Here is a 19,510-nt window from a genome sequence, read left to right on the forward strand (position 1 = left end):
GCCCTCGCCTCCCGGATCTCAGCCGGCCAGTCCCGCCCAGAACGGACACTGGTGCTCGACACCGAAGTCGGACCGCACCCGCGGGCCCTGCGCGGTGAAGGTCATCCGCTGCTGTCCGCCCGGCCCGGACAGCGCCGGCCAGACCGGGGCGCCCGGGTATCCGGGCACGCCGGTGGCCACGAAATGGCTCCAGTAGCCGATCATCTGGTCGGACAGCCGCCGCTGGACCGGGGACAGCGGCGGGGCCCCGCCGACGTCGAACAGGTAGCGCAGCTCCAGCGAATGCGCCGCCCCGACCGGGAACGGCACGGTGCGCAGCGGCGCCGGGGCCGGAGCGGTGCGGTCGCTGAACTCGTAGGCGTAGACCGGTGCGTGGGCGGCCAGGCCGGAGGCGACGCCGGCCGCCGGGCAGGCGAACACGCCGTCGGTGACCGCGGTCGCGTAGGCCAGCGAGACGTCCCCGCCGAAACGCTCCGGCGCATACCGTCTCGCGATGTCGCCGGCGTGGCCGCCGAAGGCGTCGGCGAGCATCCCCGGGTAGGCCGCGGCACTGGGCTCTCGCCCGGTACGCAGGTAGCGCAGCGCCATGAACAGCGTGAACTCGTCGGCGTTGGAGCCGATCAGCACCGGAACCCGGGCCGCCCTGCCCGCCCGGATCGCCGTGGGCGGGTCCATCGGCAGCATCCGGGTGCCGGTGACGGGCCCGCTGAGGCGGTCGGTGCCGATCCGCAGATACCACGGCGGATCCACCAGGGCGGCGGCGGGCAGCGCCCGCAGGCAGCGCGCTGTGGTGCTCGGATCCCCGCAGCCCACCGCCCGGGCATACTCGCGGCTGACCCGTTGGGCCACGACCGGGTCGGCCTGCACCTGGCACGGCCCGCTCTGCAGGATCGCCGCCCGGAACAGGCCCTGCGAGCCGGGCGCGACGAGGTGGTCGCACACCGACATCGCGCCCGCGGACTCGCCGGCGATGGTGACCTTGGCCGGATCGCCGCCGAAGGCGGCGATGTTGTCGCGGACCCAGCGCAGCGCGGCCTGCTGGTCGGCCAGCCCGTAGTTGCCGACCTCGTCGGGCGGGCCCAGATCGGGGTGGGCCAGAAAGCCCGGTGCGCCGAGCCGGTAGTTGACCGTGACGACGACCATGTGGCCCTTGGTGGTCAGCCATTCGGCGTCGTAGATGTCACCGCTGCCGTTGACGAAGCCGCCGCCGTGGATCCAGACCATCACCGGCAGCGCGGAGGCCCCGGTGGGCGACCATACGTTCAGCGACAGGCAGTCCTCGTTGGAGGTGCGCCCGAATCCGGGATCGACGCGGCTGTCCTGGATACAGCGCGGTCCCGACGACGCCGCGTCGCGGACTCCCGGCCACGGCGGGGCCGGACGCGGGGGCTGCCAACGCAGGGGCCCCACCGGGGGTGCGGCATACGGGATGTCCTGGAAGAGCAGGTGGTCGGGGGCGATCTGGCCGCGCAGCGCTCCGGTGCGGGTGTGCACCAGACCCTGGTCCAGCCCGGGGTCGGCGGGGGCGGCGGTGTCGCGCACCGGCGGGGTCGTCTGCCCGCCGGCGCACCCACCGATGAGCACCGCGACCAGTGCCAGCACGCCCAGCAGCGCGGCCGTGCGGCGAAGGGCGGCGGTAGGCACGACCCGAGGGTATGCGAGCGCACCGGCCGGCGGCATCCGGCCGGGAGGCAATGACCAAGGTCCCGAAAGGGCCGAATCGCTTTCAATCTCGGCACCGATCGCCGACACTGAACCTGACACCCCGACCTGACACCCGTCAAAAACACCTGTTCGCAGATCCGAGGAGCCCCATGACCAGTTCGACGACGCAGCATCGGGCCAGCGAACAGGGACGGGTGCTCGCCGATCCGACCGCCTACGCCGACGACGCGCGGCTGCACGCGGCGCTGACCTGGCTGCGCGCCAACGAACCGGTCGCCTGGGTGGACAACCCGCCCTACCTCCCGTTCTGGGCGGTCACCAAGCACGCCGACATCATGGCCATCGAGCGGGACAACGAACTGTTCGTCAGCGGCCCGCGGCCGTTGCTGATGCCCGCCGACGCCGATGAGGTGCTCAAGGCACAGCGCGAGGCCGGGATCGGGCTGCGCACGCTGATCCACATGGACGACCCGCACCACCGCAAGGTCCGTGTGATCGGCGCGGACTGGTTTCGCCCCAAGGCCATGCGCGATCTGAAGGTGCGCGTCGACGAGTTGGCCCGCCGCTACGTCGACCGGATGCGCGAGGTCGGGCCCGAATGCGACTTCGTCACCGAGATCGCGGTCAACTTCCCGCTCTACGTGATCCTGTCACTGCTCGGGCTGCCCGAATCCGACTTCCCCCGCATGCTGAAACTGACCCAGGAGATGTTCGGCGGCGACGACGCCGAACATCAGCGCGGCGACACCACCGAGGACATGCTGGCGGTGCTGGCCGACTTCTTCAACTACTTCGCCGCCCTGACCGCGTCCCGCCGGGCGAACCCGACCGAGGACCTGGCCTCGGCGATCGCCAACGGCCGCATCGACGGCGAGCCGCTCTCGGACATGGACACCGCCTCCTACTACGTCATCGTCGCCAGCGCCGGCCACGACACCACGAAGGACGCGATCTCGGGCGGGCTGCGGGCACTGATCGAGAACCCCGACCAGCTGGCCCGCCTGGCCGCCGACCCGTCGCTGATGCCCACCGCGGTGGAGGAGATGATCCGCTGGAGCACCCCGGTCAAGGAGTTCATGCGCACCGCGACCCGCGACACCGAGGTGCGCGGGGTGCCGATCGCCAAGGGTGAATCGGTCTACCTGGCCTACGTATCCGGAAACCGCGACGAGGAGGTGTTCGACGACCCGTTCCGCTTCGATGTGGCCCGTGACCCGAACCGCCACGTGGCGTTCGGCTACGGCGTGCACTTCTGCCTGGGTGCCGCGCTGGCCCGGATGGAGATGAACAGTTTCTTCACCGAGCTGGTGCCGCGGCTGGACTCCATCGAGTTGGCCGGACCGCCCGAGCTGAGCGCCACCACCTTCGTCGGCGGCCTCAAGCACCTGCCGATCCGCTACTCGCTGCGCTGATCGCCGTCGGTGCGGCCGTACACGTGCAGGAAGCCCAGCACGGTGGCACGCACCGTCTCTCGATAGTCGATATCGGGCAGGGTCGAGAGCCGCGCGGTCACCAGGGGCCCCAGCAGTAGGGTGATCGCCGTCGCCCGGTCGAATTCGACGAGTTCCTCGGTGGCCTGGGGGCTGTCGAAGATCGCGTCGAACGGCGCGGCGTACTGCTGGGCAAGACGCTCGCGCAGTGTCTGCATCTCCGGGCTGTCGCCGTGCCGCGAGTCGGGGAGCTCCTCGAGATCGCTGCCCAGCGCAACCCAGTACATCGCGGTGAGCATGGTGGGCGCCTCGGCGACCAGGTCCGCCCACGCCTGAAGCATCGCGGTCAACCGGTCCTGCAGGGAGCCCTCCGACGGGGGTGTCGGCGCGGGCGGTATCAGACTCTGGAAGGCCGCTGCCAGTAGGTCGTTGCCGCTGGGGAAATGCCGGTACAGGGTGGCGCGGGCGACGTTGGCTCCGCGCAGCACCGCGTCGACCGTCACCGCGCTCGGGCCGCCGGCGCGCAGCAGGTTGGCGGCCGCGTCGAGCAGCCTGGCCCGCGACCGGGCCGGGCGGGGGTCACTGCGTGCCCCGTCGTGCGCCCCCTCGAGCGCCCCCTCGTGTGCCTCGTCTTCCACCAGCAACCTGTCCATCCGCCAACGAGACTGTTAGTCTCAAAACTTGCCGACCAGTGGAGGGCTCCACGTGACCGAAACCACCGCCCGGCCCGCCCAGCGTACCGATCCACTCAACGCCGCCCCCTCGCAGCGGATGCGCGTGTGGACGCTCTGCCTCGCATGCCTCGGACTGACGCTGGTGATCTCGTCGATGGTCGCCCTGAACACCGCCCTCGGCGACATCGCGCTGTCGACCTCGGCCAGCCAGACCGAACTGACCTGGGTCGTCGACAGCTACACCCTGGCCCTGGCCTGCCTGGTGCTGCCCGCGGGCGCGATCGGCGACCGCTACGGACGTCGCGGCGCGCTGGCGGCCGGGCTGCTGATCTTCGCCGCCGCCTCCTATGCCCCGGCCATCTGGGCCGACCCCCTGCACCTGATCGTGGCCCGCGGCGTCGCCGGCGTGGGTGCCGCCTTCATCATGCCGGCCACCCTGTCGCTGATCACTTCCGCCTACCCGCCCGGGCAGCGGGCCAAGTCGGTGGGCATCTGGGCCGGCGTCGCCGGAAGCGGCGCCGTGGTCGGAATGCTGGGTTCCGGTGGGCTACTGCACTTCTGGTCGTGGCAGTCGATCTTCTGGGCGTTCGGCATCGTCGCCACGGTGCTGATCCCACTGTCGCTGACCGTCGCGACGTCCAAGGACCCGCAGTCCAGGCCGCTGGACCGGGCCGGGACGCTGTTGATCGGCGCCTCCGTCGCGGTCTTCGTGTTCGGCATCCTGGCCGTGCCGTCGCACGGCTGGGGTGACCCCGTGGTCTACGGCTGCCTGCTGGCCGGCGTCGCCCTCGCCGCCGCCTTCGGGGTCGTCGAACTGCGTCAGCGCCACCCGCTGCTCGACGTGCGACTGTTCGGCGACGCCACGTTCGCCACCGGCGCCGTCGCCATCACCATGCTGTTCCTGGCCCTGTTCGGATTCTTCTTCCTTCTCATGCAGCACATCCAGCTGGTGATGGGATACAGCGCGATCGCCACCGCCTTCGCGATCTCGCCGCTGGTGGTGCCGATGCTCGCCTTCTCGGTGCTCTCGGCGTGGTACCTGCCGAAGCTGGGTCTTCGCCTGGTGGTCTTCCTCGGCCTGCTGTGCACCGCGGCCGGGCTGCTGTGCCTGCGCCAGGTCGGCGTGGACTCGCCCTACTGGGATCTGGCCTGGCCGTTGCTCATTCTGAGTACGGGCATCGGTTTGTGCACCGCCCCCACGACATCGGCGATCATGGTTTCGGTCTCCGACGACAAACAGGGCGTGGCCTCCGCGGTCAACGATGCGACCCGCGAGATCGGCGCCGCGCTCGGTATCGCGCTGGCCGGCTCGATCCTGGCACATCAGTACAGCACGCTGCTGTCCCCGAAGGTCTCGGCGCTGCCGGCGGCGGCCCGGGAGGTCGCCGGCCGCTCCCTGGCCGAATCTCTGGAGTTGGCGACCCGCCTCGGCGGGCCGCAGGGCGTCTGGCTGGCCGAGGTGAGCAGGGCCGCCTTCGTCGCGGCCATGCATTCGTCATTGCTGGTGCTCGCCGCGGTTCTGGCCACCGCGGCGGTGGCCGTCGGCCTGTGGGCGCCGGGGCGTGACGGGACCCAACTTGCGGTGATCCGCCGCATCCGTCGCCGGGGCGCCCGCCGCCGGGCCGGGCGGCACCACCGGTGAGGGCGCATTAATCTCGAACCCATGCACGTGCTGCTGGTCAATCCGAACACGACGGCCTCGATGACCGCGGCGATCGCCGCCAGCGCGGCCGCGGTGGCCGCGCCCGACACCGTCGTCGAGGCGGTCAACCCCGACCAGGGGCCGCCGAGTATCGAGAACGACGACGACGAACGACGTTGTGTGCCGGGATTACTCGACGAGATCGCCGCCGCCGCCGCTCGTTCGCGGCAGCGCCCCGACGCCTACGTGGTGGCCTGCTTCGGCGACCCCGGGATGGAGCAGGCTCGCGCGCTGGTCGATGCACCGGTGCTGGGCATCGCCCAGGCGGCCATGCATGCCGCGGCACTGTTGGCCGGGACCTTCTCGGTGGTGACATCGATGAGTGCCACGGTGCCCCGCGGGTGGGAACTGGCCCGGCTGCACACGCCACGGGCCTGCCTGGGAGTGCACGCCTGCGACATCCCCGTGGTGCGCATCGACGCCGACCCGGCCAGCCTCGGCCCGATCGCCGAGCTGTGCGCCGCGGCACTGTCCGGGGACGGCAGCCGGGCCATCGTTCTCGGGTGCGCCGCCATGGCCCGCTACGCAGAACCATTGCGCCGCCGGCTCGGGGTCCCGGTGATCGACGGTGTCCAGGCCGCGACCCTGCTGGCGCAGAGCCTGGCCCCCCTGGCCGCACCGGGTGGGAACTGAGCTCAACCCCCGCGGACGAATCCCGCCGCCCGGTGCGCGAGCATGACCGTCGTCGCGTGTGGCCCCCGCCGCGGGACCGCCGGCAGCACCGAGCCGTCGACCACCCACAGGTTGTCCACCCCGATCAGCCGACAGTGCGCGTCGACCACCGCGTCGGGATCGCCGGCGCGCCCCATCGGAGCGGTTCCGCACAGGTGCTGCGAGGTGGACCACATCGGATCTCCGAGTTCCACTGTGCCGCCGAGCAATTCCGCTACCAGGCCGGCCCCCCGTCGCAGCAGGTCGACGTCGGCGCTCACGGTGTCGTAGCGGTGCTCTATCCGCGGCGGCACCGCCGGATCGGAGGACACCAGGCTGACGCGGCCCCGGCTGCCCGGATGCATCACCGCCACACCGATATGCGGCCAGTCGGGCCGACCGCCGGCCCCGTCGCCGACCATCGCGATGAAGCCTCCCGTGTAGGGCCTGATCTCAAGATCATCGCTGGTGCTGAGTACGGCTTCCAGCACCGGCCTGCGCGGCTCCACCGCCCAGTGGGCCGGCAACACCCATTCCGGATGGTCGGCGCTGCGCCGGCCGACCGGCGCGGCAATCTGCACGGGCACTCCGGCGGCACGCAGATCGGGCTCGGGGCCTATCCCCGAGAGCATCAGCAGATGCCCCGAACCGATCGCGCCCGCGCACAACACGACCTTGTCCGCTGTCAGCACCCCCGCGCCCCGGGGACCCACCACCTCGACGCCGTGCACCCGCGCACCGCCGACCCGCAGCCGCACCACCCGGGTGCGGGCGTGCAGCACGACGTTGGGACGCAGCAGCGCGGGCTCCAGGAATCCGGCACCGGGGCCGCGCCGCATGCCGGCGACGATGTTCAGTGGCACCGCACCGGCGCCGGTCGGCAACGCCGGCCCGTGGCTGACCGCGTTGAGGTCGGCCAGCCAGGGCACGCCCGCGCGTTCGGCCGCCGAGAGGAACAGCGCGGTGCTGCCGGTGATCTCGCGCGTCCGGCGAACCGGGATCGGACCACTGTCGCCGTGATCGCCGGTGCCTTGCCGGGTGCCTTGCTGGGCGCCTTGCCGGGCGCAGTAGTCGAGATCCGTCTCGATGGCCCGGTAGTGCCCGATCACCTCGGACCATGTCCAGCCCGCCAGGTTCCATTCCGCGAAGTCGACGGGCAGGGCGCGGCAGAAGTATCCACCGTTGACCGCACCCGACCCGCCTGCCGTCGCGCCGCGCACGATCGCAGCCCGCCTGGGCGGGTCGAGCGTCAGCGCCGTCTCGAATCGCGCCACCACCGGGCTGGCGGCGCCCACCGGCAACACCATGCCATTGGCGGTCAGCCCCGCGATCCCGGGTTCGGCCGGACCGGGGCCCGCTTCGACGATCGCTACCGTACAGCCCGGATCTACCGAAAGCCGCTCGGCCACCACCGATCCGGCACTTCCGGCACCGATGACCAGGACATCGCTGTGCCCGAGGGACGTCACCGTCGACGACCGGTCTAGGGCCGGATCTGCGGCGTGAGTGCGCGCAGGTTCCGCTCCCGGGCCACCCCGACCCACAGCCCGGCACCGTAGGCGAGATCGTCAAGACGTTTGAGGACCAGATAGGGCAGCAGGCCGATGGGCTTGTCGTCGTCGTCGGCGTTGCGGCGTCGCGACAGCCAGTCCACGACGCCGTCGAGGACCGCGGCCAGCAGCACCACGCGACGGCACCGCCGCGAGACGGTGGCCGCCAGCAGCGCCACCGGCCAGTAGTGCCGGCAGATCGCCGAGGCCAGCTGCAGTGCGGACGCGACCAGCCCCTGCCCCGCCACCAGCAGGACGTCACGCGGGGCCGTCTCGGGCCCGTCCATGGCCGCCGAGACCCGACGCCCGGTGAAGGCCAGGGCCAGCAGGGACGCCAAAGTCCCCAACCGCGAGCCCAGCGCCAGCATCAGCCAGACCACCGTCATCCCCGCCGAGACGAACAACGGAGCGGTCTTGTCCGGGTGGCGGCCGGCCAGCGGGGCGGCCGAGGTGCCATAAAACGCCTTGCGGGCCAACCATTCTCGCAGCTGAATGCGGTGCTCGTGGGCGACCAGTGCGATCGGTTCGTAGCGCAACCGCGCCCCGGACTCGATCAGCCGCCAGCACAGATCGACGTCCTCCCCCGAGTGCATGCTCTCGTCGAAGCCGCCCACCGCGGTCAGACAGGACCGCCGACACACGATGGCCGCGCTCGGCACGTAGGACACCGTCCCGTACGGCACGACGGGGGCCTCCCGCAACCCCAGGTCCAACGATGAGCGCACCGCCTCGTAGCGGGCCACCAGGCGGTCGGACGGTGCCAGTCCGATGATCCTCGGCGCCACGAGTGCCACCGCCGGATCGCAGAAATGGCCGAGCAGCGCCTCCAGCCATCCGGGCCGCGGAACCACGTCGGAGTCCAGGAAGGCCACGAAGTCCGTCCGGCAGGCGGCCAGGCCCGTATTGCGCGCGGCCGCCGGACCCCTGCTCAGCTCGTGGCGAAGCACCTCGACCTCGCTGTCGTAGGCTCCCAGGTGTTCGGGGCGAATCGGCACCGCAGACCCGTCGTCCACCACGATGACCCGCTTGCCACGCAGGGCCGAGATCAGCCGCCTCACACCGGATACATTGTCGCGCACCGGGATAACGATGGTGACATCACGGTGAGACGGGCCGCTGGCCGGTCGCGGATGGGCCACCGTGGCGTCGAGGAGCGTGCGGGCCAACCGGGCGCTGACCGCGTCGTGCACCTCGAGGCGTCCGCCGTCGAGCATGGTGCGCGCCGCCGGGGCCAACCGCAGCAGCCGGGTCGGAGATCCCCCCAGTAGCGCGGCCCCCGACCCCAGCACCCGGACGCGCCTGTCGACCTGCACAGCAAACCCGTCGGGGAGCCGGTCCGCGGCGGCGCCGACACCGGCCCTCACGTCAACATCCCGTCCGCCCGGGGCGTCCAGCGGCCGACGCGCTCGACGCAGCCGGCAACCATCTCGGTGAGCAGACGTTCACCCTCCGACGCGGTTGCAGTGGTCGGATCCCCCAACACTCCCACCTCACTCACTGCCGCGACACCCCCGCGGCTCATCAACGGCATCAGGTCTGACAGGGGCGCGATGTTACCCGCGCGTGACTCCTCCAGCCGGACATCCGCCGGCGAAATATGTAGCAATACAGACGTTTCGGTATGACCCGCGTGGGCGTCGCCGCCCCGCACCATACAGGAGCACCACCCTGTGTCCCGGCCCTCATAGCGCAGCCGGCGCACGGCCGCGGCCAGCGCGGCCACGTTGCCCCCGTGCCCGTTGACGAACACCACGCGGTTCGCCCAGTTCGCGGCGGACCTGCCGTACTCCAGCAGCAGCAACTCCAGCGCCGCGGTACCCACCGAGACGGTGCCGGGGAATCCCTCGTGCTCGCCGCTGGCCCCGTAGGCGACGGCCGGGGCCACCAGGTGCCCGCCCGTCCCGCGGTCCAGCCGGGAGGCGGCGCCACGGGCCACCGCGCACGCAATGCGGGTGTCGGTGTCCAACGGCAGGTGCGGTCCGTGCTGTTCGGTGGAACCCACCGGCACCAGCACCACCGGCGACCGGCCGTGCAGCTGTCTCGACGTCGAGTTCCCAAGCTCGCTGGGGAAAGCCACCCGCCGATGGTAGGCCGGATTCACCTGGTGTGCGCCGATTGTTGGTGTGCTGGACGGAATTTATTCGCCGGAGGCGCCGGATTGACCGGAGCGTAAGTTCACGTCTGCCCCGTACGCCACGCCCGCCCCAGGACGCGCTCAGCCCGCCGTGGGCGCCGTGTCACCGCCCGGCACCCCGAGGGTCCGGGTGAAGCCCTCCGGAACCAGGACGTCCTCGGGCCCCAGGTCGTGGATCGAGGCCTTACCGAGGCCGCGCAGTGCCGAGTCGATGCCGCCGTGCAGAATGTCCAGAACGTTCTCCACACCCGCCTGCCCGTTGGCCGCCAGACCCCACAGGTAGGCCCGCCCGATCATCACCGCACGCGCCCCCAGGGCGACGGCCTTCACCACGTCGCTGCCGCGCCGCACGCCACCGTCCAGCAAAACCTCGACCTGGTCGCCCACCGCGTCGGCGATGGCCGGCAGGCACCGAATGGCCGCCGGCGTGCCGTCCAGGTTGTTGCCGCCGTGGTTGGACACCGTGATCGCCGAAACACCGGCATCCACAGCACGTTTGGCGTCATCGACGCGCACCATCCCCTTGAGCAGGAAGGGGCCGCCCCACAGCTCACGCAGCCAGGCGATGTCCTCCCAGGTGGGCGGCGGGGTTCCCATCCACTCCCCGTAGGCCTCGAAGAACGTGGGGCCGGGCTCGCCGCGCCGGCCCTGGTTGGGTACCCGCAGGTCGGGCGGCCGCAGGTGCTTGCCGAAGCTCCACAACCAGCTGGGCTTGGTGAGCACCTCCGGGGACATCCGCAGCGTGGTGCGCAGGTCCATCCGCTCCGGGATCTTCGGGCTGCCCCAGTCCCGGCCGTGGGAGAAGCTCCAGTCGGTGGTGGCGATCAGTCCGACCGCGCCGGCGTCCTTGGCGCGCTGGACGCGCTCGGCGATGGCGTCCCGGCTGCCCAGCCAGTAGATCTGGAAGAAGATCTTGCCGTTGACCGCGATGACCTCTTCCATCGGCTTGCTGGCGAACGAGGACAGCCCCATCGCGGTGCCCCGTGCGGCCGCGGCGCGTGCCACGGCCACCTCACCGTCGGGGTCCACGGCCTGCACGCCGGTCGGCGAGATGATCACGGGCAACGAGATGTCCTGGCCCATAACGGTAGTCGCCATCTCGCGCTTCTCGGTCGCACCGACGACGTGCGGTGCGAAGCCGAGCTCGGCGAAGGACTCCACGTTGTCGGCCACCGTCACCCCCTTTTCGCTGGCCGAGATCAGCGAGGAGTAGACGGACTTGGGCAGCCGCTTCTTCGCCCGTTGCTGGGCGATGGCGACGGTTTCGAACCAGGTATCGCGTGCCATGAGGTCAGACCAGGACTTTCTAGACGGGGCTCTCGTTGCAGAACTTCTTGGGTGGTTGCGCCGGGGGTGCGCCGAGCGTCAGCAGCACCGGTTCCTTGCGGCGGCCGGTGCGGGAGTGGTCGACGCCGGACCTGGGCACCTCGCGGTCGGCGGCCAGCGCGGATTCGCCGTAGCCCTGCACGCACTCCGGGTCGGGGCCGTCCATCGGCAGACCCGTGAAGAACTTGGCGGCCATGCAACCGCCGCGGCAGGCGTCGTAGTGCCCGCAGCCCGAGCACGCCCCCGCCGACTGCGGTTCACGCAACTCGCCGAACAGCGTGGAGTTCTTCCAGATGTTCTCAAATCCATGGTCGGACAGGATGTTTCCGGCCAAGAAGTTGTCGTGGATGGCGAACGGACAGGCGTAGACGTCACCCACCGGATCGATCAGACAGACCACGCGGCCGGCCCCGCACAGGTTCAGCCCGGCCAGGGCTCCCGGCTCCCCCAGGCCGGACAGGTGGAAGAAGGAGTCGCCGGTCAGCACGCGCTCGCCGTGGGCGACCAGCCAGTCGTAGAGCTGGCGCTGCTGGTCGGCCGTCGGGTGCAGTTCGTCCCACACGTCGGCCCCCCGCCCCGAGGGACGCAGGCGCGTGATGCGCAGGGTGGCGCCGTAGGTGTCGGCCAGGGCCTTGAAGTCGTCGAGTTGGTCCACGTTGTGGCGGGTCACCACCACCGAGATCTTGGCGTCGGCGAATCCAGCGGCGGCCAGGTTCTCCAGTGCCCGGATCGCCATCGCGAACGAGCCGGGCCCGCGCACCGCGTCGTTGATCTCGGCGGTGGCGCCGTCCAGCGAGATCTGGACGTCGACGTAGTCGCTGGCGGCCAGCCTGGCGGCGACCTCGGGGGTGATCCGCACCCCGTTGGTGGAGAACTTCACCCCGACGTGGTGGGCGGTGGCGTAGTCGACGAGCTCCCAGAAATCCGGGCGCACAGTCGGTTCCCCGCCACCGATGTTGACGTAGAAGACCTGCATGCGCTCGAGCTCGTCGATGATGGCCTTGCACTGGTCGGTCGACAATTCGCGCGGGTCGCGCTTGCCCGACGAGGACAGGCAGTGCACGCAGGCCAGGTTGCAGGCGTAGGTCAGCTCCCACGTCAGGCAGATGGGGGCGTCCAGGCCCCGTTCGAACTGGTCGACGAGCCGCGGAACGGGCGCCACTGAGGTCATGTCTGCTCCTGGAGGTCGGGCCGGGCGACGATCATGTTCGAGTCCGCCAGCACACCCAGGGCGTGCAGGTAGGGCGACTGCGCGTCGTCGTCGATTCCGGCTGCGCGGCAGGCGGTCCGGACGTCGGGGTGCTCGTCGAGCGATTCGACGAGCGCCAGGATCGTCCGGCTCTTGAGAAAGGACAGTTTGCGGGTGCCGAAGTGGTAGAGCAGGGCGCCGAAGGGTTCGGGGCGCACCGCCACCTGGGGGTGCAGGCGCCAACCGCGACCGGGGTCGAACGATTCGGGCGGCCCTGACCGCTCGGCTCCGGTCGCGGTCGGCATCGTGCCCATGGGTCAGTAGACCCCGCACATTCCGTCGATCGAGACCTCTTCCACCAGCGATTCGGTGACGAGGTCGGCGTCGGCGGCCTGCTGCTGATCGTGGTCCATATTGCTCCACCTTTCTTCGTGTGACACTCGACACAAGGGGTCGATGGAGCCCTAGAATATGGCATCGAGTGCCATAACGGAAGTGGGGTCCGCGAAAATGGTGTCTGAGCCCGGCGCCCGGGTCGGTCGGCGACGTTCGACCACCCGCGACCACATCGCCGACGTCGCCATCGACCTGTTCAGCGCCCGGGGCTTCGACGCGGTCAACGTCGACGACGTCGCATCGGCCGCGGGGATCGCCCGGCGCACCGTGTTCCGCTACTACGCCTCCAAGAGCGCGATCCCGTGGGGCGATTTCGACGTCCACCTCGATCAGTTGGGCGCCCTGCTGGAGAACATCGATCCCGACGTGCCGCTGGCCGAGGCCCTGCGCGAGGCACTGCTGGCCTTCAACACCTTCGGGGAGCAGGAGGCGCTTCGGCACCGCGAGCGGATGCGGGTGATCCTGGAAACCGAAGAGCTGCAAGCCTATTCCATGACGATGTATGCCGGTTGGCGCGCGGTGATCGCCGAGTTCGTCGCACGCCGGCTCGGCGGCTCGCCCGCCGATCTGGGCCCACAGACCCTGGCCTGGGTGCTGCTCGGCGTGGCCCTGTCGGCCTATGAGCACTGGCTGGCCGACGAGACGGTGGCGCTGGCCGACGCGCTCATCGGAGCCTTCGACGCCCTGGGCGACACCTTCGGGGCACCCATGGCGCCGACCGCGCGCAAAAAACTCACCTAACCGGCGTCGGAGTTCGGCGGCCCACGACGACGATAGGGATGTGAGCGCCGAACCCGACCGCCCCGACGCTCCGCGGGCGCTGCTCCGTCTCTACGACGAGGCGCTGCCGGTGGTGTACGGATACTTCATCCGGCGTTGCGGCGACCGCGGCACGGCCGAGGACCTGACATCGGAGACCTTCCTGGCGGCCATGGACGCCGCCCGCAGACCGCAGCCTCCCCCGATCACGGTGCCCTACCTGATCGGGGTGGCCCGCCACAAGCTGGCCGACCACTACCGGCGGCGCGGCGAGCGGTCCACCGTGGTGCTCGCCGAGCCCCCGGAACCTCCGGAGCCCTCCGACGAGTGGGAGGCCCACCTGGACCGGCTGGTGGCCGAGGGGGTGCTCGCCCGGCTCTCCGGGGCGCACCGGGCGGTGCTGACGCTGCGCTATCTGGACGACCGGTCGGTGCCCGAATGCGCCGACCTGCTGGGCCGCACGGTGCACGCCACCGAGGCACTGCTGGTGCGCGCCCGACGATCGTTTCGGGCGCTCTACCCGGAGGGAGGTCCGTCATGAGTTCGCCCGGCGACCCGTTGCGTGTCCTGGGCGGTGGCGACCTCCCCGTCCACCCCGACCCGGCCTTCGCGCAGCGGTTGCGCACCCGGCTGGAGTCGGCGCTGTCCCTGCCCGCCAACACCGAAGGAGTCGACATGTCCGGCACCGACACCGCCGTGGCCCGCCTGAACACCGCCCCGAACACCGACGTTCCCGAACCCGCTCCCCTTCCACGCCCGGCCGCCCTGCCCTACCTCCAGGTGCGCAACGCCCGCCGCGCCCTGCGCTGGTACACCGAGGCGCTCGGCGCCGTCGTCATCGGCGAGCCGATCATCATGGCGGACAACAGGGTCGGTCATGCCGAGCTGGCCATCGGCGGCGGGGTGCTCTACCTGGCCGACGAGTTCCCCGAGCTCGGCCTGCGCGCACCGGCCGCGGGCGCGGTGTCGGTCAGCCTGATGCTGCCCGTGGGCGACACCGACGCGGCGCTGGCCCGCGCCGCCGAGCACGGCGCCACCGTCGTCCGCGAGGTCGACGAGGCGCACGGGTCGCGCAATGCGGCGTTCCTCGACCCGTTCGGCCACCGGTGGATGCTCTCGGGCCCGATGCGCACGGCACCGGCACCGATCCGCCACGGCGACGTCGGCTACGTCTCGGTGTGGACCCCCGACCCACGCCGGGCCGCCGCGTTCTACGGCCACGTACTGGGCTGGACCTACGACGAGGACACCCACCGCGTCACCAACACCGCCGAACCCGTCGGCATCGTGGCCGCCCCCGGACAGCACATGTTGTTCTGCTGCTACGCCGTGGCAGACCTGGACGCCGCGCGCCGAGCCATCCTCGGCGCCGGCGGCCGCACCGGCGAGAGCTCCGAATCCGGCTTCGGAACGGTGCTGGATGCCACCGATCCCGCCGGTGCGCGCTTCGCGGTCTTCGAGCCCACCGGCGGGGTGCGGCGTCCCGCGCTCAACGGCGCCGGTCCGGGCGAGCTGGCCTACATCACCCATCAGGTGCCCGACTCGGCGGCCTTCCGGCGCTTCTACGGCGCGGTGCTGCACTGGGATTTCGAACCCGGACGCGTCGAGGACGGCTGGCAGGTCAGCGGATCGCATCCGATGGCCGGCGTGGCCGGCGGCGGGCGGGCACCGGCGACGGTACCCATGTGGACCGTCGCCGAGATGGACTCCGCGGTGGCACGGGTGCGCGAGGCCGGCGGCACCGTCGTGCAGGAGCCCAGCCGGCAGGCCTACGGGCTGATGGCCGAGTGCACCGACGACCAGGGCGGCCGGTTCTATCTCGGCGAGTTCTGAGCCGGCGCGCGCCACCACCACCTGCCACCACCAGCTCGCTGCACCGCGCGAGCGCTCACTGAGGTACGCAGAATTCGAAGAATCCGTACCTGGATGAGCGCTCGCGGGAAAGGGGCCGCGCGAAGAGGCCCGCGGGAAGGGATGCCGGCGGCTAGCCCAGCACGTCGGAAATGGGTGCGCCCGAGGCGATCTTGGAGCGGGTCTTCATCACCTTGCCGGGCATGCCGCCGCCGACGACGCCGACGACGACGCCGTCGCGCTCGTAGTAGGCCAGGAACTTGCGGCCGTCGTCCTCGACCAGGTGCACGACGTCGTCGGCTTCGGGTTCACCCAGGCACTGGATCTTCACGTCGTACTGGTCGCTCCAGAAGTAGGGCACCACGACCGCCTCGGGCGGCACCTGGCCGAGCAGCGCCGGCACCAGCACCCGGGCCTGCTCGGCGACATTGCTCCAATGCTCAACCCGCGCTTGGTGTCCGGTGGCATCACGCCACGACGCGACGTCACCGAGTGCCCACACGTGCAGCGCGCTGGTGCGCCCGACGTTGTCGCAGATCACGCCCCCATCGCGCGAGTCGACCTCGACACCGCTGCCCTCGAGCCAGTCGGTGGCCGGCCGCGACCCGATGCCGACCACCACCAGGTCGGCCTCGAACTCGGTGCCGTCGGTGAGCACGACCTTCTCGACGCGGTCGGTCCCGGACACCTCCGCGACGCCCACGCCGGTGCGCACATCGACCCCCTGCCCGCGATGCAGCCGGCTGACCAGCGCACCGATCCGCTCCCCGAGCACCGAGGCCAGCGGCTCCGGCTGGGGCTCGACGAGCACCACGTCGACGCCGAGCGTGCGCAGGCTCGCGGCCACCTCGCAGCCGATGAACCCCGCCCCGATGATCACCGCCTTGCGTGCCGAGCCGGCCTGCTCGCGCAGCGCCCGACTCTCGTCGTAGGAGCGCAACACGTGGACGCCGGCCAGATCGGGGAGCGACGGGATACGCTTCGGCACCAGGCCGGTGGCGATGATGAGTTCGTCGTAGTCGACCACCGTGCCGTCGGCCAGCGTCAGCGCCTCGGCCTCGGTGTCCAGGGCGGTGGCCGCCGAGCCCATCATCAGGGTGATCTTGTTCTCCTCGTAGAACTCCCTGGGTTTGAGCGTGACGTCGACCAGCGTGTGGCCCTCCTTGTGCAGGGCCTCCTTCGACAGTGGGGGCCGGTCGTACGGCAGGTGCACCTCGTCGCTGACCAGGACGATCTCACCGTCGTACTCCGACCGCCGCAACTGTTCGGCCACTCGCGAAGCCGACAGGCCACCGCCTACGATCACAACCTTTTGCGCGCTCACGGGATCTGTTCTTACACGATCTACAAGACCCACGGTCTACCACCCCGGGGACTCGGACGGGACTTGGACGGGACTCGGACGGGACTCGGACGGGAGTCAGCCTTCGGGACGGGCCCGGTCGATGATGTTCGACAACACCACGATGCTCTCGCTGCGCTCGATCGAGGCGCTGGATCGGATCCGTTCCAGAGCGGTCTCCAGGTGGCGCATGTCGCGGGCCAGCACATGCAGGATGGCATCGGAGGTCCCGGTCACCGTCGCCGCACTCACCACCTCCGGAATGTCCAGCCAGGCCCGGCGCAGCTCGTCGGGCGCGATGGTGCCCTGACAGTAGACCTGCACGTACGCCTCGGTGGTCCACCCCAGTGCCGTGCGGTCCACGACGGTGGTGAAGCCCCGGATGACCCCGCGGTCGAGCATCCGGTCCACCCGGCGTTTGACCGCCGGGGCCGAGAGATTGACCCGCTCGCCGATCTCGGCGAACGTCGCCCGCGCATGGTCGGCGAGCTCGTTGAGGATCCGTTCGTCGGTCTCGTCCAGGCGGTCCATCGGCCGTCACCCACCTCCCACACCACAATCACGCAACAAATTGCCACAATGACCCCCGTAGGACAATGGATCACTCATAGACACGCAATACAAGGTGATTGATTGCGAAAAATGGCGTCTCTAGCATTTGATTCATGACGATTTCCGATCTCACCGGCGCATCCGCGCCGGTGTCCGATGTCGCCGCAGCCCCGACCGCCACCCCCGTGCGCAGCGCACGCGCCCGCCGCTACGCGATGACCCCGCCGACCTATTTCGCGGTCGAATACGCCATCAACCCGTGGATGGACACCGACACCGAGGTGGACGCCGGCCTGGCGCTGGCCCAGTGGGAGCAGCTGCGCCAGACCTACCTGCGCCTCGGGCACACCGTCGACCTCGTCGCCCCGGTCGCCGGGCTGCCCGACATGGTGTACGCCGCCAACGGCGGCCTGATCGTCAACGGGGCCGCCGTGGTGGCCCGGTTCAAGCACCCCGAACGCCAGGGCGAGTCCGGGGCCTACGCCGGCTGGATGACCGATGCCGGGCACACACCGCGCCACACCGACGCGGTCAACGAGGGCCAGGGCGATCTGCTGGTCGTCGGGGAGATGGTCCTGGCCGGCACGGGATTCCGCACCGACCACGCCGCCCACGCCGAGATCGCCGAGCTCACCGGGCTGCCGGTGGTGAGCCTGCACCTGGTCGACCCGCGCTTCTACCATCTCGACACCGCGCTGGCGGTACTCGACGACACCACCATCGCCTACTACCCCCCGGCCTTCGACGACGAGTCCCGCCTCCTGCTGCAACAGCTGTTCCCCGGCGCCATCCAGGTCGCCAGCGCCGACGCCTACGTCCTCGGACTCAACGCGGTCTCCGACGGTAGGCACGTCGTACTGCCCTCGCGCGCAACGGGTTTTGCACAGCAGCTGTTCGACGCGGGCTTCGTCCCCGTCCCGGTGGAGCTGTCCGAACTGCTCAAAGGCGGCGGATCCGTGAAATGCTGCACATTGGAGGTGTATTCGTGACCATCCTGGACACCGTGACGACCGGCGCCGGCTCCGCCGCCCACGCCGCCACCTCCGCGGCCATCGCGGCGGAGGCGCGCCACACCGCGCGCAACTATGCGCCGCTGCCGGTGGTGGCCCACTCGGGCGAGGGGGCCTGGATCACCGATGTCGAGGGCCGCCGCTATCTGGACTGCCTGGCCGCCTACTCGGCGGTGAACTTCGGCCACCGCCACCCGCGGATCACCGCCACCGCGCACGCCCAGCTCGACACCGTCACCCTGGTCAGCCGCGCCTTCCACTCCGACCGGCTCGGCCCGTTCTGCGCGGCGCTGGCCGAATTGTGCGGCAAGGACATGGTGCTGCCGATGAACAGCGGCGCCGAAGCGGTGGAGAGCGCGATCAAGGTGGCCCGGAAATGGGGCACCGACGTCAAGGGGGTGCCGGCCGGCCTGGCCAATATCGTGGTGGCCGAGAACAACTTCCACGGCCGGACCATCAGCATCGTCAGCTTCAGCTCCGATGAGTCCGCCCGCGGCGGTTTCGGCCCGTTCACCCCGGGCTTCCGCACGGTGCCCTTCGGGCCGGACGACCCGCACGCCGAGGCACTGGCCGCGGCCATCGACGAGAACACCGTGGCGGTCCTGCTCGAACCCGTCCAGGGCGAGGCCGGGATAGTGGTGCCGCCGGCGGAGTACCTGCCGCGGGTCCGCGAGATCTGCTCGGCCCGCAACGTGCTGATGATCGCCGACGAGATCCAGTCCGGCCTGGCGCGTACCGGGCGCACATTCGCCTGCGATCACTGGGGGGTGACTCCCGACGTCTATCTGCTCGGCAAGGCGCTCGGCGGCGGCGTGGTGCCGTTGTCGGCGGTGGTGGCCGACCGGGAGGTGCTCGGGGTGCTCAACCCCGGTGAGCACGGGTCGACGTTCGGCGGCAACCCGCTGGCCACCGCGATCGGCGACACCGTGGTGGCGATGCTGGCCACCGGCGAGTTCCAGCACCGCTCGGCAACCCTGGGCCGCCAGTTGCACGACCGGCTCGGGGCCCTCACCGGCCGTGGTGTCCTGGCCGTGCGCGGGCTGGGCCTGTGGGCCGGGGTGGACATCGACCCGGCACTGGGCACCGGCAAGCGGATCGGCCTGCTGCTGGCGCAGCGGGGGGTGCTGGTCAAGGACACCCACGGCTCCACGCTGCGGTTCGCACCGCCGCTGGTCATCTCGGCCGACGAGATCGACTGGGCCGTCGACCAGTTCGCCGGCGCGCTGGTCGAGGCGGGGGCGACGTGACGCAACCAGGGAAACAGCCCGGGAAACGCCCA

19 protein-coding genes are annotated in these 19,510 nt (G+C 70.8%); 8 read left to right on the top strand and 11 right to left on the bottom strand.

The window, feature by feature from the left end:
• Positions 1 to 18: 18 nt before the first annotated feature.
• Positions 19 to 1,680: a carboxylesterase/lipase family protein gene (locus CSR00_RS13350; RefSeq protein ID WP_099022890.1), complete on the bottom strand. Its 1,662-nt coding sequence runs from the start codon at positions 1,678 to 1,680 to the stop codon at positions 19 to 21.
• Positions 1,681 to 1,814: 134 nt separating this feature from the next.
• On the opposite strand from CSR00_RS13350, the gene CSR00_RS13355 reads away from it, so the two are divergent.
• Positions 1,815 to 3,077 (top strand): cytochrome P450, encoded by a 1,263-nt coding sequence (locus CSR00_RS13355; RefSeq protein WP_099022891.1) that lies wholly within the window; start codon positions 1,815 to 1,817, stop codon positions 3,075 to 3,077.
• Here the strand turns inward: CSR00_RS13355 and CSR00_RS13360 are convergent.
• The gene (locus CSR00_RS13360) at positions 3,062 to 3,748 is read right to left on the bottom strand and encodes a TetR/AcrR family transcriptional regulator (protein ID WP_099022892.1); all 687 of its coding nucleotides are present in this window, start codon (positions 3,746 to 3,748) and stop codon (positions 3,062 to 3,064) included. The two genes, CSR00_RS13355 and CSR00_RS13360, sit on opposite strands and share 16 nt — an antisense overlap.
• A gap of 52 nt (positions 3,749 to 3,800) precedes the next feature.
• On the opposite strand from CSR00_RS13360, the gene CSR00_RS13365 reads away from it, so the two are divergent.
• The gene (locus CSR00_RS13365; RefSeq protein ID WP_407662440.1) at positions 3,801 to 5,411 is read left to right on the top strand and encodes an MFS transporter; all 1,611 of its coding nucleotides are present in this window, start codon (positions 3,801 to 3,803) and stop codon (positions 5,409 to 5,411) included.
• Between the two features lie 21 nt (positions 5,412 to 5,432).
• Entirely contained in the window at positions 5,433 to 6,104 is a 672-nt protein-coding gene (locus CSR00_RS13370; RefSeq protein ID WP_099022893.1) for an aspartate/glutamate racemase family protein, read from the top strand.
• Positions 6,105 to 6,106: 2 nt separating this feature from the next.
• Here CSR00_RS13370 and mftG read toward each other — a convergent pair whose 3' ends face one another.
• The 7 genes from mftG to mftA all read right to left on the bottom strand — a co-directional run bounded on the left by mftG (position 6,107) and on the right by mftA (position 12,734).
• Entirely contained in the window at positions 6,107 to 7,591 is a 1,485-nt protein-coding gene (gene mftG, locus CSR00_RS13375; protein ID WP_099022894.1) for a mycofactocin dehydrogenase MftG, read from the bottom strand.
• Positions 7,592 to 7,605: 14 nt separating this feature from the next.
• Positions 7,606 to 9,036 carry a mycofactocin biosynthesis glycosyltransferase MftF gene (gene mftF / locus CSR00_RS13380; RefSeq protein ID WP_099022895.1) on the bottom strand — a complete coding sequence of 477 codons (1,431 nt, stop codon included), beginning with the start codon at positions 9,034 to 9,036 and terminating at the stop codon, positions 7,606 to 7,608.
• Positions 9,033 to 9,773 (bottom strand): mycofactocin biosynthesis peptidyl-dipeptidase MftE, encoded by a 741-nt coding sequence (mftE, locus tag CSR00_RS13385; RefSeq protein ID WP_099022896.1) that lies wholly within the window; start codon positions 9,771 to 9,773, stop codon positions 9,033 to 9,035. Before mftE ends, mftF begins: the two co-directional genes overlap by 4 nt.
• A gap of 114 nt (positions 9,774 to 9,887) precedes the next feature.
• Positions 9,888 to 11,093, bottom strand: coding sequence for a pre-mycofactocin synthase MftD (gene mftD / locus CSR00_RS13390; RefSeq protein WP_099022897.1), 1,206 nt, complete (start codon positions 11,091 to 11,093; stop codon positions 9,888 to 9,890).
• Positions 11,094 to 11,112: 19 nt separating this feature from the next.
• The gene (gene mftC / locus CSR00_RS13395; protein WP_099022898.1) at positions 11,113 to 12,303 is read right to left on the bottom strand and encodes a mycofactocin radical SAM maturase; all 1,191 of its coding nucleotides are present in this window, start codon (positions 12,301 to 12,303) and stop codon (positions 11,113 to 11,115) included.
• Complete coding sequence (gene mftB, locus CSR00_RS13400; RefSeq protein WP_099022931.1) at positions 12,300 to 12,626, bottom strand: mycofactocin biosynthesis chaperone MftB; 327 nt, start codon at positions 12,624 to 12,626, stop codon at positions 12,300 to 12,302. The genes mftC and mftB overlap by 4 nt, the downstream gene beginning before the upstream one ends.
• A gap of 12 nt (positions 12,627 to 12,638) precedes the next feature.
• A complete protein-coding gene (gene mftA / locus CSR00_RS13405; protein WP_099022899.1) occupies positions 12,639 to 12,734 on the bottom strand; it encodes a mycofactocin precursor MftA in 96 nt (31 codons plus the stop codon).
• 97 nt (positions 12,735 to 12,831) lie between these two features.
• On the opposite strand from mftA, the gene mftR reads away from it, so the two are divergent.
• Genes mftR through CSR00_RS13420 form a run of 3 tightly spaced genes read left to right on the top strand, consistent with a single transcriptional unit; the run spans position 12,832 to position 15,309 of the window.
• A complete protein-coding gene (gene mftR / locus CSR00_RS13410) occupies positions 12,832 to 13,458 on the top strand; it encodes a mycofactocin system transcriptional regulator MftR (protein ID WP_099022900.1) in 627 nt (208 codons plus the stop codon).
• 40 nt (positions 13,459 to 13,498) lie between these two features.
• Positions 13,499 to 14,017, top strand: a complete 519-nt coding sequence (locus CSR00_RS13415) for an RNA polymerase sigma factor (RefSeq protein WP_099022901.1) — start codon at positions 13,499 to 13,501, stop codon at positions 14,015 to 14,017.
• Positions 14,014 to 15,309, top strand: a complete 1,296-nt coding sequence (locus CSR00_RS13420) for a VOC family protein (RefSeq protein WP_099022902.1) — start codon at positions 14,014 to 14,016, stop codon at positions 15,307 to 15,309. The genes CSR00_RS13415 and CSR00_RS13420 overlap by 4 nt, the downstream gene beginning before the upstream one ends.
• Before the next feature lie 151 nt (positions 15,310 to 15,460).
• Here the strand turns inward: CSR00_RS13420 and CSR00_RS13425 are convergent, their stop codons facing one another.
• Together CSR00_RS13425 and CSR00_RS13430 are read right to left on the bottom strand one after the other, a co-directional pair.
• Entirely contained in the window at positions 15,461 to 16,633 is a 1,173-nt protein-coding gene (locus CSR00_RS13425; RefSeq protein WP_099022903.1) for an NAD(P)/FAD-dependent oxidoreductase, read from the bottom strand.
• A gap of 114 nt (positions 16,634 to 16,747) precedes the next feature.
• Entirely contained in the window at positions 16,748 to 17,200 is a 453-nt protein-coding gene (locus CSR00_RS13430) for an Rv2324 family transcriptional regulator (RefSeq protein ID WP_099022904.1), read from the bottom strand.
• A gap of 134 nt (positions 17,201 to 17,334) precedes the next feature.
• Here CSR00_RS13430 and ddaH point away from each other — a divergent pair, with 134 nt between their 5' ends.
• Together ddaH and rocD are read left to right on the top strand one after the other, a co-directional pair.
• Positions 17,335 to 18,210 (top strand): dimethylargininase, encoded by an 876-nt coding sequence (gene ddaH / locus CSR00_RS13435; protein ID WP_176562047.1) that lies wholly within the window; start codon positions 17,335 to 17,337, stop codon positions 18,208 to 18,210.
• Complete coding sequence (gene rocD, locus CSR00_RS13440) at positions 18,207 to 19,478, top strand: ornithine--oxo-acid transaminase (RefSeq protein ID WP_407662441.1); 1,272 nt, start codon at positions 18,207 to 18,209, stop codon at positions 19,476 to 19,478. The genes ddaH and rocD overlap by 4 nt, the downstream gene beginning before the upstream one ends.
• The last annotated feature ends 32 nt before the right edge of the window (positions 19,479 to 19,510 follow it).

The organism is Mycolicibacterium palauense (assembly GCF_002592005.1).
Taxonomy (GTDB): domain Bacteria; phylum Actinomycetota; class Actinomycetes; order Mycobacteriales; family Mycobacteriaceae; genus Mycobacterium; species Mycobacterium palauense.

Coding starts and splice junctions, on each gene's coding strand:
- CSR00_RS13430 (WP_099022904.1), bottom strand. CDS start 17,200: ATGGACCGCCTGGACGAGACCGACGAACGGATCCTCAACGAGCTCGCC.
- CSR00_RS13370 (WP_099022893.1), top strand. CDS start 5,433: ATGCACGTGCTGCTGGTCAATCCGAACACGACGGCCTCGATGACCGCG.
- mftD (WP_099022897.1), bottom strand. CDS start 11,093: ATGGCACGCGATACCTGGTTCGAAACCGTCGCCATCGCCCAGCAACGG.
- CSR00_RS13420 (WP_099022902.1), top strand. CDS start 14,014: ATGAGTTCGCCCGGCGACCCGTTGCGTGTCCTGGGCGGTGGCGACCTC.
- CSR00_RS13350 (WP_099022890.1), bottom strand. CDS start 1,680: ATGCCGCCGGCCGGTGCGCTCGCATACCCTCGGGTCGTGCCTACCGCC.
- CSR00_RS13360 (WP_099022892.1), bottom strand. CDS start 3,748: ATGGACAGGTTGCTGGTGGAAGACGAGGCACACGAGGGGGCGCTCGAG.
- mftC (WP_099022898.1), bottom strand. CDS start 12,303: ATGACCTCAGTGGCGCCCGTTCCGCGGCTCGTCGACCAGTTCGAACGG.
- ddaH (WP_176562047.1), top strand. CDS start 17,335: ATGACGATTTCCGATCTCACCGGCGCATCCGCGCCGGTGTCCGATGTC.
- mftR (WP_099022900.1), top strand. CDS start 12,832: ATGGTGTCTGAGCCCGGCGCCCGGGTCGGTCGGCGACGTTCGACCACC.
- mftB (WP_099022931.1), bottom strand. CDS start 12,626: ATGCCGACCGCGACCGGAGCCGAGCGGTCAGGGCCGCCCGAATCGTTC.
- CSR00_RS13355 (WP_099022891.1), top strand. CDS start 1,815: ATGACCAGTTCGACGACGCAGCATCGGGCCAGCGAACAGGGACGGGTG.
- mftA (WP_099022899.1), bottom strand. CDS start 12,734: ATGGACCACGATCAGCAGCAGGCCGCCGACGCCGACCTCGTCACCGAA.